This window comes from Tistlia consotensis USBA 355, assembly GCF_900177295.1.
Taxonomy (GTDB): domain Bacteria; phylum Pseudomonadota; class Alphaproteobacteria; order Kiloniellales; family DSM-21159; genus Tistlia; species Tistlia consotensis.
In genome coordinates this window covers 1-14,652 of record NZ_FWZX01000055.1, presented here as the reverse complement: position 1 = coordinate 14,652, position 14,652 = coordinate 1, and the positions used below count along the sequence as shown (strand labels likewise).

Annotated in this window: 12 protein-coding genes; 10 read left to right on the top strand and 2 right to left on the bottom strand. The window is 69.6% G+C overall.

The window, feature by feature from the left end:
* From B9O00_RS31595 to B9O00_RS31570, 6 genes are all read left to right on the top strand, one after another.
* On the top strand, window positions 1-152 hold a 152-nt coding region (locus B9O00_RS31595), incomplete at its 5' end, for a potassium-transporting ATPase subunit KdpA (RefSeq protein ID WP_143596170.1).
* Between the two features lie 11 nt (window positions 153-163).
* Window positions 164-2,212 carry a potassium-transporting ATPase subunit KdpB gene (kdpB, locus tag B9O00_RS31590; RefSeq protein ID WP_085127363.1) on the top strand — a complete coding sequence of 683 codons (2,049 nt, stop codon included), beginning with the start codon at window positions 164-166 and terminating at the stop codon, window positions 2,210-2,212.
* Window positions 2,213-2,222: 10 nt separating this feature from the next.
* Complete coding sequence (gene kdpC / locus B9O00_RS31585; RefSeq protein WP_085127361.1) at window positions 2,223-2,771, top strand: potassium-transporting ATPase subunit KdpC; 549 nt, start codon at window positions 2,223-2,225, stop codon at window positions 2,769-2,771.
* Window position 2,772: 1 nt separating this feature from the next.
* The gene (locus tag B9O00_RS31580) at window positions 2,773-5,475 is read left to right on the top strand and encodes a DUF4118 domain-containing protein (RefSeq protein ID WP_085127359.1); all 2,703 of its coding nucleotides are present in this window, start codon (window positions 2,773-2,775) and stop codon (window positions 5,473-5,475) included.
* A 5-nt stretch (window positions 5,476-5,480) separates the two neighbouring features.
* The gene (locus tag B9O00_RS31575) at window positions 5,481-6,179 is read left to right on the top strand and encodes a response regulator (RefSeq protein WP_200808727.1); all 699 of its coding nucleotides are present in this window, start codon (window positions 5,481-5,483) and stop codon (window positions 6,177-6,179) included.
* 35 nt (window positions 6,180-6,214) lie between these two features.
* Entirely contained in the window at window positions 6,215-7,669 is a 1,455-nt protein-coding gene (locus tag B9O00_RS31570; protein WP_143596436.1) for a TrkH family potassium uptake protein, read from the top strand.
* Window positions 7,670-7,701: 32 nt separating this feature from the next.
* Here B9O00_RS31570 and murJ read toward each other — a convergent pair whose 3' ends face one another.
* Entirely contained in the window at window positions 7,702-9,234 is a 1,533-nt protein-coding gene (gene murJ, locus B9O00_RS31565) for a murein biosynthesis integral membrane protein MurJ (RefSeq protein WP_200808726.1), read from the bottom strand.
* 64 nt (window positions 9,235-9,298) lie between these two features.
* Window positions 9,299-11,101: a sodium:proton antiporter gene (locus tag B9O00_RS31560; RefSeq protein ID WP_085127355.1), complete on the bottom strand. Its 1,803-nt coding sequence runs from the start codon at window positions 11,099-11,101 to the stop codon at window positions 9,299-9,301.
* Between the two features lie 296 nt (window positions 11,102-11,397).
* Here B9O00_RS31560 and B9O00_RS31555 point away from each other — a divergent pair, with 296 nt between their 5' ends.
* The 4 genes from B9O00_RS31555 to B9O00_RS31540 form a co-directional block, all read left to right on the top strand.
* A complete protein-coding gene (locus B9O00_RS31555; RefSeq protein ID WP_143596435.1) occupies window positions 11,398-11,934 on the top strand; it encodes a hypothetical protein in 537 nt (178 codons plus the stop codon).
* 101 nt (window positions 11,935-12,035) lie between these two features.
* Complete coding sequence (locus B9O00_RS31550) at window positions 12,036-12,494, top strand: RrF2 family transcriptional regulator (protein ID WP_085127350.1); 459 nt, start codon at window positions 12,036-12,038, stop codon at window positions 12,492-12,494.
* 416 nt (window positions 12,495-12,910) lie between these two features.
* On the top strand, window positions 12,911-14,326 hold the full coding sequence (locus B9O00_RS31545) for an FAD/NAD(P)-binding protein (RefSeq protein ID WP_159460390.1): 1,416 nt from the start codon (window positions 12,911-12,913) through the stop codon (window positions 14,324-14,326).
* An 80-nt stretch (window positions 14,327-14,406) separates the two neighbouring features.
* Window positions 14,407-14,652 (top strand): transposase (locus tag B9O00_RS31540; protein ID WP_143596434.1); only part of this gene is annotated, 246 nt, incomplete at its 3' end.

Below are 14,652 nucleotides of genomic sequence, written 5' to 3'. Positions count from 1 at the left end.
CCTCGGCCGGCACCTTCCCGACCCACGGGCCGCTGTTCGTCGGCCTGCTGGTCGCGACCATCCTGATCCTGGGCGGCCTGACCTTCTTCCCGGCGCTCGCGCTCGGCCCCGTCGCCGAGCAGGTCGCCCTGCTTGCCGGCCAGACCTTCTGAGGATCGCAGCCTTGCGCAAGAAGCCTGACATCTCGCTCTTCGACCTGCGGGTCACCGGGCCGGCCTTCCGGACCGCGCTCGGCAAGCTCGATCCGAGGTCGCTCTACCGCAACCCGGTGATGTTCGTGACCGAGGTGGTCGCGGCGTTGTCGACCCTGATCTTCTTCCGTGAGGTCGCGGCCGGTGCCGCCGATGCCGCGGTCGTCGGGCAGATCTCCGCCTGGCTCTGGTTCACCGTCTACTTCGCGACCTTCGCCGAGGCGGTCGCCGAGGGGAGGGGCAAGGCCCGCGCCGACACTCTGCGCGCGACCCAGAGCGAGACGCCGGCAAAGAAGCTGGCGGCACTCTCGGATCGGCGGCACGAGACGGTCTCGAGCCGCAGCCTGCGCCCCGGCGACCTCGTGCTGGTCGAGACCGGCGACATCCTGCCGGCCGACGGCGAGGTGGTCGAAGGCATCGCCTCGGTCGACGAGTCGGCGATCACCGGCGAATCGGCGCCGGTGATCCGCGAGGCCGGCGGCGACCGCTCCGCGGTGACCGGCGGCACGCGCGTCGTCTCGGACTGGCTCAAGGTGCGGGTGACGGCGAAGCCGGGGGAAAGCTTCCTCGACCGCATGATCGCCATGGTCGAGGGCGCCGAGCGCCAGAAGACGCCGAACGAGATCGCGCTCAACATCCTGCTGGCCGGCATGACGATCATCTTCCTCATCGTCGTCGCGACGCTGGAGCCCTTCGCCGCCTATTCCGGCGCCACGGTGCCGCTCGTCTTCCTGATCGCCCTGCTGGTCACGCTGATCCCGACGACGATCGGCGGCCTCCTGTCGGCGATCGGCATCGCCGGCATGGACCGGCTGGTCAAGGCCAACGTCATCGCCAAGTCGGGCCGCGCGGTCGAGGCGGCCGGCGACGTCGATACCCTGCTGCTCGACAAGACCGGCACCATCACCTTCGGCGCGCGGCGCGCCGACTCCTTCGATCCCTTGCCGGGCGTCGACCCGCAGGCCCTGGCCGAGAGCGCGCTCCTGGCCTCGCTCGCCGACGAGACGCCCGAGGGCCGCTCGATCGTCGAGCTGGCGCGCCGGCAGCTCGGCCGGACGGTCAGCGACCGGCTCGCCGAGACGCATGGCGCGGCCGAGACCATCGCCTTCTCGGCCCAGACCCGCCTTTCCGGCGCCGACCTCGACGACGGCGCAAAGCTGCGCAAGGGCGCCGCCGACGCGGTGCTGGACTGGTGCGGCGCGGCACCGCCACCGCAGCTCGCGGCGCTGGTCGACCGCATCGCCAAGAGCGGCGGCACGCCGCTCGTGGTCGCCCGCGACCGCCGGCCGCTCGGCGTCATCCACCTGAAGGACATCGTCAAGCCGGGCATCCGGGAACGCTTCGCCGAGCTCAGGCGGATGGGCGTGCGCACGGTGATGATCACCGGCGACAACCCTCTGACGGCGGCGACCATCGCCGCGGAGGCCGGCGTCGACGACTTCCTGGCCGAGGCGACGCCGGAGCGCAAGCTGGAGCTGATCCGCCGCGAGCAGGCCGAGGGCAAGCTGGTCGCGATGTGCGGCGACGGCTCAAACGACGCGCCCGCGCTCGCCCAGGCCGATGTCGGCGTCGCCATGAACACCGGAACCCCCGCTGCCAAGGAGGCGGGGAACCTGATCGACCTCGACAGCGACCCGACCAAGCTGATCGAGATCGTGCTGGTCGGCAAGCAGCTGCTGATCAGCCGGGGTGCCCTGACCACCTTCTCGATCGCCAACGACGTCGCCAAGTACTTCGCGATCCTGCCGGCGATCTTCGTGACCGCCTATCCGGGCCTGCAGGCGCTCAACGTCATGGGTCTTTCGAGCCCGGCCAGCGCGATCCTCTCGGCGGTCATCTTCAACGCCCTGGTCATCCTGGCGCTGATCCCGCTCGCGCTGCGCGGCGTACGCTATGTGCCGGCAGGCGCGGCCAGCCTGCTGCGCCGCAACCTGCTGGTCTACGGCCTCGGCGGGATGGTCGCCCCCTTCGTCGCCATCAAGGCGATCGACCTGATCGTCGCCGCCCTCCATCTCGCCTAGGGTCACCGTCATGCTGCTGCTCACCGGCGTCGCCTATCCGCTCGGCGTGACGGGGCTCGCACAGCTCGTCTTTCCGGACCAGGCGCGCGGAAGCCTCGTCGAGCGCGACGGCCGCGTCATCGGCTCGCGCCTGATCGGCCAGGGCTTCGCGGCCCCGCGCTACTTCCATCCGCGCCCCTCGGCTGCCGGCGCCGGCTACGACGCCGCCGCCTCCGGAGGCAGCAATCTCGGCCCGACCAGTGCCGCCCTCCTGGCCCGCGTCCGGACGGCATCGGAGCGGCTCGCCTCCGGGGCCGATGGTCTCCCGGTGCCGGTGGACCTGGTGACCGCCTCCGGCAGCGGCCTCGACCCCGACATCTCGCCGGCGGCTGCCCTGTTCCAGGCGTCGCGCGTGGCCAAGGCGCGCGGCCTCTCGCTGCTCCTGGTGCGACGCCTGGTGCGCGCGCAGACGGCCGGGCGCACCTTCGGACTCTTCGGCGAGCCGCGGGTCAATGTCCTGGAGCTGAACCTGGCGCTCGACGCCCTGGCCGCCGCGGACAAGCCGCCACCGACGGACTGACATGGCGAAACCCAGAGAGACCCGCCCGGAACCCGAAGCGCTGCTCGCCGAAGCGGCGAAGGAGGGACGCGGCCGCCTCAAGGTCTTCCTGGGGGCGGCTCCCGGCGTCGGCAAGACCTATGCGATGCTCGAGGCGGCACGTCAGCGCGCCGCCGAGGGCGTCGACGTCGTCGCCGGCGTGATCGAGACCCACGGTCGGGCCGAGACCGAGCGGTTGCTCGCGGGCCTCGAGTCGCTGCCGCGCCGGACCGTGCCCTACAGGGGGCGGATCCTCACCGAAATGGATCTCGACGCGCTGCTGCAGCGTCAGCCTCAGCTCGCCCTGGTCGACGAGCTGGCGCACAGCAACGTGCCCGAGAGCCGCCACCTGAAGCGCTGGCAGGACGTCGAGGAGCTGCTCGCCGCCGGCATCGACGTCTATACGACGCTCAACATCCAGCACCTGGAAAGCCTGAACGACGTGGTCGCCCGGATCTCCGGCGTGCGTGTGCGGGAGACGATCCCCGACGGCGTGCTCGAGCTCGCCGACGAGATCGCCCTCGTCGACCTGCCGCCCGAGGAGCTGATCGAGCGCCTGCGCCAGGGCAAGGTCTACATCCAGGAGCAGATCGCCCACGCGATCCAGCACTTCTTCGCCAAGGGCAACCTGACGGCGCTGCGCGAGCTGGCCATGCGCGTCGCCGCCGACCGCGTCGACGCGCAGATGACCGCGCACATGCGCAGCCACGCGATCGCCGGCCCCTGGCCGACCCAGGACCGCATCCTGGTCTGCGTCAACGAGAGCCCGGTCGCCAAGTCGCTGGTGCGGGCCGCCAAGCGCATGGCAGACCGCTCGCGGCTGCCCTGGATCGTCGTCACCGTCGCGACTCCGGCGACGGAAGCGCTGCCCGAAGCCGCCAAGGACGCCGTCGCCGATGCGCTGCGCCTTGCCGAGTCCCTCGGCGCCGAGGTCGTCACGCTGGCCGCCGAGTCCCAGGTCGCCCGCGAGGTGCTCGACTTCGCGCGCAGCCGCAACGTCAACCGCGTCCTGGTCGGGCGGCCGCGGCCGCGCCGCTTCGGCGCCTGGCTGTTCCGCGAGACCGTCGCCGAGAAGCTGATCCGCGAGGCGCAGGACTTCGAGGTCACCATCGTCTCCGCCGACGCCGAGGCGGCGCGCAGGGCGAAGATCGGCGCGCCTCGGCTCAGTCCTGAATCGGACCCCGTCACCTACCTCTGGGCGACCGGGGCGGTCGTCGCAGCCGGCGCCGTCTCCCTGCTCGTCCAGCGGGTCTTCCCGGTCGAGAGCCTGTCGCTGTTCTTCCTGGTCGCCGTGCTGGCGGTCGCGACGCGCTTCGGTCTCTGGCCGTCGATCTACGCCAGCGTGATCAGCTTCCTCGGCTACAACTTCTTCCTGACCGAGCCCTACTACACCTTCCATGTCGCCGACCGGAACGTCGTGCTGGCCCTGCTGCTGTTCCTGGTCGTGGCGATCGCGACCGGCAACCTGGCGGCGCGGCTCAGGGCCCAGGCGGCGGCACAGCGCGCGATCGCGAAGCGCACGGCACAGCTCTACGAGTTCAGCCGCAAGATCGCCAGCGCAGCCTCGCTGGACGACGTCGTCTGGGCGGCCGTGCACCATGTCGCCTCCACCCTGCAGTGCGCCTCGCTCGTCTTGATGCCCGACAGCGGCGCGGCCCTGGCGATCGTCGGCGGCTACCCGCCCGAGGACCAGCTGGAGCCGAAGGACTGGGGAGCGGCCGAGTGGGCCTGGGACCACCGCGAGCCGGCGGGCTGGAGCTCGCCGACCTTGCCTTCCTCGTCGTGGCTCTTCCTGCCGCTGGTCACGCCGCAGGGCGCGCTCGGGCTGCTCGGCGTCGCCTTCGGCCGGCGCCAGCCGCTGGCGCCGGACGAGCGCCGCCTGCTGGAGGCCCTGGTCGACCAGGTCGCGATCGCGATCGAGCGCACGCGCCTTGCCGCCGACATGGAGGAGACGCGCCTGCTGTCCGAGACCGAGCGCCTCAGGGCCGCGCTGCTCTCCTCCGTTAGCCACGACCTGCGCACGCCTCTGGTCTCGATCATCGGCGCCGCGAGCAGTCTGATCGAGGCCGACGCGGCGCTCGGCGAAACCGGCCGCCGGGCCATGGCGGAGACGATCCGCGAGGAAGGCGAGCGGCTCAACCGCTACGTCCAGAACCTGCTCGACATGACCCGGCTCGGCTATGGCGCATTGCAGATCCGGCGCGATTGGGTCGAGCCGCGCGAGCTTGTCGGCCGCGCCGCCCGGCAGCTGCGTCGGGTCCTGCAGCACCACCGGCTGCGCTTCGAGCTGCCGAGGGACCTGCCCGCCGTGCGCGGCGACCCGCTGTTGCTCGAGCAGGTCGTGGCGAACGTGCTCGACAACGCGGCCAAGTATGCACCGCCCGGTAGCGAGATCGTCGTTGCGGCCTCGCTCTCTGCGGGCCGCCTGACCCTCGGCGTGTCCGACCAGGGCCCGGGAATCCCGGAGGAAGACCGGGGGATGATCTTCGACATGTTCTATCGGGTGCGCGCCGGCGACGCCCAGGCCGGCGGCACCGGTCTGGGCCTGGCCATCTGCAAAGGCATCCTGGAGGCCCACGGCGGTGCCATCCGGGCGGAAGCCGCGCACGCCGACGGCAGCGGCACGCGCATCGTCATCGAGCTGCCGGTCGCGGCCGAGCCGCCGATCGAGCTGGCGGAGGAGTGAGCGGCATGGCGACGCGCATCCTGGTCGTCGACGACGAGCAGCAGATCCGCAGGTTCCTGCGGGTCGCCCTCGAGGCGCACGGCTTCGCTGTCCTCGAAGCCCAGCGCGGCACCGAGGCGGTCGGCCTCTGCGCGACCGAGCAGCCGGAGCTCGTGATCCTCGACCTCGGTCTGCCGGACCTGGACGGCAAGGAGGTAGTCGGGCGGATCCGCGAGTGGTCGTCGGTGCCGATCCTGGTTCTGTCCGTCCGCCAGGCCGAGGCCGAGAAGGTCGCGGCTCTGGACGCCGGCGCCAACGACTACGTGGTCAAGCCCTTCGGCATCGCCGAGTTGCTGGCCCGCGTGCGCGCGCTGCTGCGCAGGGTGCCCGGCACCGGCGAAGGCGGCGAGCCCGCCGAGCTGCGCGTCGGCGACCTCGTCGTCGACCTCGCCCGGCACAGCGCGAGCCTGGCCGGCGAGCCACTGCACCTGACGCGCAAGGAATTCGAGCTGCTCCGCCTGCTGGCACGCCACGCCGGGCGCATCGTGACGCACGGCCAGCTGCTGCGCGAGGTCTGGGGGCCGGCCCACGAGGCGGACACCCAGTACCTGCGCGTCTTCGTCGGCCGGCTGCGCCAGAAGCTCGGCGACGACCCGGCGCGACCGAGCTACCTGCTGAACGAGCCCGGCGTCGGCTACCGGCTGCTGACCCCGGAGGAGAGATAGCGGCTCGCCCGGCCGCTCGATGGAGGTTTGCCGTCTTGACTGCGAGATCCCTGCGCTTCGTGCTCTACGTCGACGGCCTGCTGCTGCTGATCCTGGCGGCGGCGATGGCCGTGCCGATGGTCGTCGATGCGGCGCAAGGCGAGCGGGACTGGTTCACCTTCGCGACCTCGGCCGGGGTCACCGCCTATGTCGGCGGCGTGCTCGTCTTCACCTTCTGGGGCGACGGCAGCGCGATCGACCGGCGCAGCGGCTACCTGCTGACGGCCTCGGCCTGGGCCCTGGTCTGCGCCTTCGGCTCGCTGCCGCTGCACTTCTCCTCGCTGCACCTCTCCTTCGCCGACGCCGTCTTCGAGACCATGTCGGGCCTGACCACGACCGGCTCGACGGTGATCGCCGGGCTCGACCACCTGCCGCCCGGCTTGCTGCTGTGGCGCTCGCTGCTGCAATGGATCGGCGGCGTCGGCATCGTCGTCATGGCGATCGTTATGCTGCCGGCGCTCGGCATCGGCGGCATGCAGCTGTTCCGCACCGAGTCCTCGGACATCTCCGGCAAGCCGGTGCCGCGCGTCGTGCAGATGGCCGGCCTGACGATTGCCGTCTACGTCGGCCTCTCGATCGCCTGCGCCGCTGGCTATGGCGCAGCCGGCATGAACTTCTTCGACGCCATCAACCATGCGATGGCGACCATCGCGACCGGCGGCTTCTCGACCAAGGACGCCTCGATCGGCTACTACGATTCGGTGCCGATCGAGCTGGTCGGGATCGTCTTCATGGTCGCCGGCGCCTGCCCGCTGATCTGGTACGCGCGGCTGATCACGCACCGCCGTCAGGCGCTCTCGGAGGAGCGGCAGGTGCCGGCCCTGCTCGCGGTGCTGGTCGTCGCCGTCGCCGTGGTCACCGTCTGGAACGTCGCGGAGAACGGCATGCCGATCGGCCATGCCCTGCGGGTCTCGGCCTTCAACGTGACCTCGGTCCTGACCGACACCGGCTTCGCGACGGCCGACTTCTCGGCCTGGGGCAGCTTCGCGGTCGGCCTCTTCTTCATGCTCTACCTGCTCGGCGGCTGTGCCGGCTCGACGGCCGGCGCGATCAAGGTGTTCCGCTGGCAGATCCTCTTCGCCTCGGCCAAGCGTCAGCTCCGCATGATGCTCTCGCCGCATCGTGTCCTGGTAACGCGCTACGGACGGAAAGCCGTCGAGGACGAGACCGTCCACTCGGTGCGCAACTTCTTCTTCCTCTACCTGCTGACGCTGCTGCTGCTGACCCTGCTTGTGACCGCTACGGGCGTCGACTTCCTGTCGAGCGCCAGCGCGGTCGCCCAGGCCATGGCCAATGCCGGCCCGGGCCTCGGCCAGATGGGCGGGCCGGCAGGAAACTTCGGTGCATTTCCGGATCCGGCGAAGTGGCTGCTGTCACTCGCCATGCTGCTCGGCCGCCTCGAGCTCTCGACGCTCTATGTGCTCCTGCTGCCGGACTACTGGAGGGCTTGACCGCTGAAGGTGGCGCACACCAGCAACTGCAGCTACGCGGAACGCGCTCTCGATAGGCAAGCGATGAGCCATACCGCTGCCGCCACGACGGCGTAGCAGGCCGACCCGAGCCCGACGAGAGCGCCGAGCGGAACGAGCATCGGGCTCGCCGGGACCACGAAGGAAAGCTGCAGGAAGGCATCTCTTCCGAGAACGATCGCCGCACCCGCAGCGGTACTGCCGACGAGCCCGCCCACAATCAGGAGCCTGTCGTACGGCGCGACGCCGAGGAACCCGCGCCGCCACAGCAGGCCGAGCAAGAGCAGCGCGTAAATCCAGACGCCGACCGATGTCGCCGCAGCAAGGCCGGCGTGACGCAGGGGAGCGACGAGGACGAGCTTCAGCAGGACGTTGACCAGCGTGGCAACGAGGAGCGCCTTCACGGGAGTTGCCGTGTCGCCGCGCGCATGGAGTGCCGCGACGATCGGACGGAGCATGATCGCCGCCGGCAGCCCGACCGAGTAGGCGGCAAGCGCACGGGCCGAGGCAAGGACGTCCGCCGGACCGAAGGCACCGCGTGCGAAGAGCACCGAAAGGATCCAGTCGCCGAGCAACGCCAACACGACTGCGCATGGCACCCCGGCCACCACGGCGACGGCGAGTCCCCGGCCGAGCTCGCGGGCGGCGCCCGCCTCGTCCCCGGCAGCGACGCGCCGAGCCAGCGCCGGCAGGATCGCCGTGCCGAGCGCAATGCCGATGACCGCGAGGGGCAACTGATAGAGGCGATCCGCATAGTACAGGTAGGAGATCGACCCGGCCGGCAGCAGGCTTGCGATCACTGTGTCGGCGAAGACGGCGATCTGCACGCCGCCTGCACCGAGCACGGCGGGACCGAAGCGTCTTGCAAAGGTCCGCACAGGGCGCGAGGCCCGGGGCCAGGACAGCCGCGTCGAGAGACCCGCTCGCCATACCGCGAGCAGAAGGAGCGCCAACTGGACCACCCCGCCGGCAAGCACTCCGACCGCGGCCGCATGGCCTGCGTCGGGAAAGTGCCGGGCAGACAGAAGGGCTGCTGTCATCGCGAGGTTGAGCAGGATCGGGGCGGCGGCCCCGGCGGCGAAGCGGCCGTGGGCATTGAGCACACCCGTTAGAAGGGTCACCGTCGAGAGGCGGAGCAGGTATGGAAAAGTGATCCGGGTGAGTTCGACAGTAAGCGCGAAGCGTGCGGGCTCGTCGGCAAATCCTGGCGCCAGAAGTCTGACGATCGCTCCGGTCATCCCGAGAGCCACGACGAGCAGGGCGACGTTCACCAGTGCCACCCAGGTCAGGATCTGCGCGCGGCAATCGGCGGCCGCCCCCTGTCCCTCCCGCTCCAGGACAGCTGCATAGGTGGGCACGAAGGCAGCATTGAACGCGCCTTCGCCGAGGACTGCGCGCAAATGGTTCGGAAGCCGGAAGGCGACCATGAAGGCATCGGCCAAGGGGCCGGCGCCGAGAGCGGACGCCATGACGAGGTCGCGCAGGAAGCCAAACAGCCGGCTGAGCAGCGTCCAGCCGGCGACCGACGAAGCGTGCTTCAGCAGCAAGGACTTGACCTCCCCGTCCGAGCGGCGGCGCCAGCTGCCGTCACCGGCGCGCGACACATCGCTGCTAGCCCAGCGGCCAGAAGAGCGGGATGACGAACGTCGCGGTTGCCCAGAGGAGCAGGTTGAGAGGCAAGCCGACCCGGACGAAGTCGATGAAGCGATAGCCGCCGGCTCCATAGACGAATGTGTTGGTCTGGTAGCCGATCGGGGTCGCGAAGCTGGCGCTGGCGGCGAACATGACGGCGACGACGAAGGGCCTCGGATCGACGCCGAGCTGGTGGGCGAGCCCGACCGCGATCGGCGTCAGCAGGATCGCGGCAGCGTTGTTGCTCATTACCTCGGTGAGGGCCGAGGTGATGAAGTAGACCGCGGACAGCACCGCCACGGGCCCGAGCGACCCGACGACGCCGGTGAGGCTGTCCACGATCAGCTTCGCGGCGCCGGTCTTCTCCATGGCGATGCCGACCGCCAGCATGCCAAAGATCAGCATCAAAATGTTCCAGCGAACGGAGGCGTAGGCCTCCTCGGGGTCGAGGCAGCGGAAGGCGACGACGCCGGTTGCCGCCATCAGTGCGAGCGCGGCGATCGGCAGGACTTCGAAGGCGGCGAAGACCATGACGAGGAGCACGGCCCCGATCGCGATCGGGGCCTTGCTCCGTCTCAGGGGCCGCTCGCTTGGTTCGGTCAGGTTGACGAGCTCGCGGTAGTCGAACAGCCGCTGCAAGCTCTCCGGCGACGCTTCCAACAGCAGCGTGTCGCCCATCTCCAGGTGCACGTCGTCGAAGTTGCCCGACAGGTCGGCGCCCTGGCGATGGATCGCGAGGATGTAGGCGCCGTAGAGTCGTCCGAGGCTGAGGTCGGCGACGCGCCGCCCGAGGAAGCGCGACTGCGGCCCGACCACGCCCTCCATGACCACCGCCTCCCGCGCCCGGATCGGCTCGATGGCGTGAGGTTCGCGCCCGCCGAAGGCCACGTCGCCGGCGTCCCGTAGCCCGAGCACGTCGGCAATCTTGCTGCGCACGACCAGACGGTCGCCCGCACGCAACTCGAGATCCTCCGCCAGGCGCTGCCGTAGGGAGAGGTCGCCGCGGATGACGTCGATGACCTGCAGGCCGCGGGACTCGGTGAAGCCCGCCTCCTTGAGGCGCTTGCCGACCAGCGGCGATTCGTATGGCACGAGCACGTCGGCAAGGAAGTGGCGGTCCTCGGAGCGCGGCAGCAGGCTGGCACCGCTCGTCCGGTCGGGGAGGAGCCAGCGACCGACGAGCAGCAGGTAGAGGATGCCGACAGCCCCCATCATGGCGCCGGCGACCGTGATCTCGAACATCCCGAAGGGAGCCAGGCCCTGCTGCTGGGCGACGCCGTCGACGAGGATGTTGGTCGAGGTTCCGATCAGCGTGGTGGTGCCGCCGAAGATGCTGGCAAAGGAGAGCGGGATCAGGAGCTTCGAAGGGGCTCGGCCAGTGGCCTTGGCGAGGCTGAGCACGACCGGCGTGAGGATGACAACGACAGGGGTGTTGTTGATGAAGGCCGACAGGACCATCACGCTGAGCATCATCGTCGCCAAGGCGAGCTGAGGCGAACGGCGCCCGGCGCCGGCAACGATCCGTCCGAGCCGATCGATTGCACCCGTGCGCTCGAGCGCTGCGCTCAGCACGAACATGGCAGCGATGGTGACCGGGGCGCTGTTGCTGAACATCCCCAAGACCTCGGATGTCTTCAGGATGCCGGTGGCAAGCAGCACCGCGACGGCAGAGAGGGCGACGATGTCAGGAGCGAGGCGCTCCCGTACGAAGCCAAAAAAGACGACAACCACCAGAAGGAGCACGATGCCGATCTGCAGCGACGGCCAATCCGCAATCGTCATCTTTGGGCTCTGAAAGTCTGCAAGTCCGGAACAGCGGCGGCCTCTATAGCACGCCTGAAGATGGCATGGATTGGACCGAAGCAAAGCGCCCGGGGGGGCGATCGCATTCCCGAAGGACCATGGCCGTCCGACGCCATTCGCAGGTGTGCATCTTTGATATACTCTATCGACCTGATAGAGTCTCTGATCTCGTTGGGCACCTTCGGCTCATGGGCTTGCTGCCGTCCGAACTCGGTCTCGGGGCGCTGCGCCGCCCCGGCTCGTCGCACCCGCGTCGATGGGCAGGGGTCCCGATCATGCCTCGCCTGATGCTGACAGCCTCGACGCGCCCTCTTTCGTTCGGCAGCAGTCTGCCAGATCGATTGAGGCCGACCTTCTCGCAGTTCGAGGCTGATGGCTGGCTGCTGCGGGAGGCCTGCCCCCGCTACTTCCTCTGCTGGCGGAACAGCGCGCTGGTGCTGGAAAGCACGGTCCCGGTAGCGATCTTCCCCGACGGGCAAGCGACCTTGTCGGTGGAGGAGCGCGCGCTGTTCCTTCTGTTCGAGTTGTTCAGACGGTTGTTGCGGATCGAGACGATCAAAGCCGGCCGGCAGGCTTCGGCAATCGACGAGCCAGGGACTTCCCGACTGCTTGCCGGGCGTGCCGCCGCACTTCTATGGGGCGATGCGGTCGATCCGGCCGCTGCCCTGCGGCTGCTTCGGCAGGCGGAGCTCAGGATCGTCAAGGCGGTCGCGGGGCTCTGGGCAGACGACGGGCAGTCGGGACCCGCCTTCCTGCCGCCGCATCTCAGGGAGGTCCGGCCTCCCCGTGACGCCTGGCAGCAACGGGGATGAGCTTGCATGTCGCCTGGCCGACCCCTATAAGACGACCCATTCTATAGACATTCGGGCGCAGGATGCCGAGTCGCGCGCGGGCAGAAGGAGCGGTACGACCGATGATCTCCCAGAAGGCCAAGTACGCATTGAGGGCGTTGCTTGCCCTCGCCAAGGAGGAGCCGGGCCAGTCGCTCCTGATCTCCGAGATCGCGGAGAGCCAAAGCATTCCGAAGAAGTTCCTCGAGCAGATCCTGCTCGATCTCAAACACCACGGCATCGTCATGAGCCGGCGCGGCAAGTCCGGCGGCTACCTGCTGCTCAAGCCTGCCGGACAGATCACCTTCGGGGAGGTGCTGCGCATCATCGACGGACCGATCGCCCCGCTGCCCTGTCTCAGCCGCATGGCCTATCGGCGCTGCGAGGACTGCTCGCAGGAAGAGAGGTGCGAGTTGCGGCGCGTTTTCGCCCGTGTTGCGACGGCAACGCGGGATGTTCTGGACGGCACGACGATCGCGGACGCCGGGACAGTCGAGGAAGCATTGAGCGGACCGTCGGGCGCGGCGCGCGCAGCCTCTTAGGGGGTGTCGCTGGCGCCGGCGTCGATCCCGATTGACAAAGACGACTTAGACGATAGACTTTAAGAGTATTCATCGGGAGGTGCTGCCAATGACCCGACGGCCTTTGTCCCAGAGACAGCGTCTCGTCGCCGCGGCCGCGTTCCTCGCGCTCCTCGGCGTCGCCGCTGCAAACCTGGCACTTCTCGTAGCGCTTGCCTCCGGAGGCGCGCGCGCAACAACAACACCCAACATCGTCGGACGGGCAGTAGCGATCGGCGTGACGGCGCCGACGGCAGACAAGGCCTCGCCTTAATCTCGATTATCACTGTAGAGATAATGTAGTGATGCGCGTCGGCACTTCTGTCGCCGAAGCCACGAGGGCGCGGGTCGACTGGCCGGTCGTGAGATCCGAAATCAAACCAACGAGGAGAATCCCGATGCCTCGAGGTGCACGTTCGATCGCAATCGTCGGTGCCGGCTTCTCCGGCACCCTGATGGCCATCCATCTGCTCCCCCGCGCTCGCGGAGGCGACCGCATCTACCTCTTCGAGCAGGCGCCGCCCTTCGCTCGGGGTGTCGCCTACGGAACCGACGACCCGCTGCACCTGCTCAACGTCGGGGCGGCCGGCCTGGGCGCCCTCGAGGACCATCCGCGCGGCTTCCTCGACTGGCTGAACAGCCCGGCCTCCGGCGATCTCGGCGGTCTGCGGCGACCGCTTGCCGCGGATGCCTTCGTGTCCCGGATGCTCTATGGCCGCTACCTGCAGCATTGCCTCCACGAGGTGCTGTCCAGCGCCCGCAGGGGCCGGCATTTCCGCCCGGTGACGGATGAAGTCGTCGACATCGAAGAGCTGGGGAGTGGCTTGACGGTACGGGTTCGGGACGGCCGGAGCTTTGCCGTCGACAGTGCAGTCGTCGCGACCGGCAACCGCCCGCCAGACGACGTCGCGCTTCCCTGCTACGTAGGCAATCCCTGGAATCCCGGCGCCACCCTGGGCATCGATCCAAGCGCGGACGTCCTGCTGATCGGCACCGGCCTGACCATGGTCGACGTCGTTCTGAGCCTGGTCGGCCAGGGGCACGAGGGCCGGATTCACGCGGTATCGCGGCGCGGCCTGCTGCCCCGCACGCAGGCTCCGGAGAGCGCTCTGCCGGCCTGGCGGATCGCGACGCCACTGCCCCCGACGGCGCTCGGCCTGCTGCAGGCGGTCCGGGCCGAAGTGGCTGTCGCCGCGGCACACGGCCGGCCGTGGCAGGACGTCGTGCAGGCCCTGCGCCCGAGGAGCCAGGCTCTGTGGCAGAGCCTCGACGCGCAGGAGCGCCGGCGCTTCCTCCGGCATCTGCGGCCCTGGTGGGAGGTTCATCGGCACCGTCTGGCGCCATCGGTCTCGGCACACCTCGACCGCCTCCTGAAATCAGGCCAGCTGAGCGTTCGGGCTGGACGCATCGACGAGCAACTGCTGGAGGGCGACCGGCTGGTGGTGCGCGTGCGCGCACGCGGAAGCCGCACTGTGGAGGAACTGTCGGTGGCCCGAGTCATCAACTGCTCTGGTCCGAGGACCGATTGCGCCGACCCCGGATCGCCGCTGCTGCGCGCGCTGCTGGCCCGCGGGCTGGCTCGTCCCGACGGGCACGGTCTGGGCCTCGAGGTGGACCAGGGCTGTGCGCTGCTCGATCGGCACGGGGAGCCGTCCGAGCGCCTCTTCGCCCTCGGCCCCGTGACCCGCGGGACCTTCTGGGAGATTACCGCGGTGCCGGAGATCCGCAGGCGGTGCGCGACACTTGCCGCGGATCTGATGCGGGCAAGCGCGGCAGAACCGGCGGCACGTCCCCGCCTCGCCGTCGGGCTCTAGCAGGTTGCTGAAAATGGGTCTTCCGGCTCGGCCCGGGAGGTGATTCGATTCCGCCGTTGTCTTGCCGAGGGAGGCTTGGCATGCGCGGCGGTGATGCGAGCTCGGGCGGGCTGTTCAGTTATGTGAGCTGCGAGGCTCGGGTGCCGGCGGATCATCCGCTGCGGGCGATCCGGGCGATCGTCGACGAGGCGCTGGAGGTGCTTTCGCCGCGCTTCGATGAGCTCTATTCGCGGATCGGCCGGCCGTCGATCGCGCCGGAGAAGCTGCTGCGGGCGCTGCTGCTGCAGGCCTTCTACTCGATCCGTTCGGAGCGGCAACTGATGGAG

Coding starts and splice junctions, on each gene's coding strand:
- B9O00_RS31560 (WP_085127355.1), bottom strand. CDS start 11,101: ATGACGATTGCGGATTGGCCGTCGCTGCAGATCGGCATCGTGCTCCTT.
- B9O00_RS31555 (WP_143596435.1), top strand. CDS start 11,398: ATGCCTCGCCTGATGCTGACAGCCTCGACGCGCCCTCTTTCGTTCGGC.
- kdpC (WP_085127361.1), top strand. CDS start 2,223: ATGCTGCTGCTCACCGGCGTCGCCTATCCGCTCGGCGTGACGGGGCTC.
- B9O00_RS31550 (WP_085127350.1), top strand. CDS start 12,036: ATGATCTCCCAGAAGGCCAAGTACGCATTGAGGGCGTTGCTTGCCCTC.
- B9O00_RS31575 (WP_200808727.1), top strand. CDS start 5,481: ATGGCGACGCGCATCCTGGTCGTCGACGACGAGCAGCAGATCCGCAGG.
- B9O00_RS31545 (WP_159460390.1), top strand. CDS start 12,911: ATGCCTCGAGGTGCACGTTCGATCGCAATCGTCGGTGCCGGCTTCTCC.
- B9O00_RS31580 (WP_085127359.1), top strand. CDS start 2,773: ATGGCGAAACCCAGAGAGACCCGCCCGGAACCCGAAGCGCTGCTCGCC.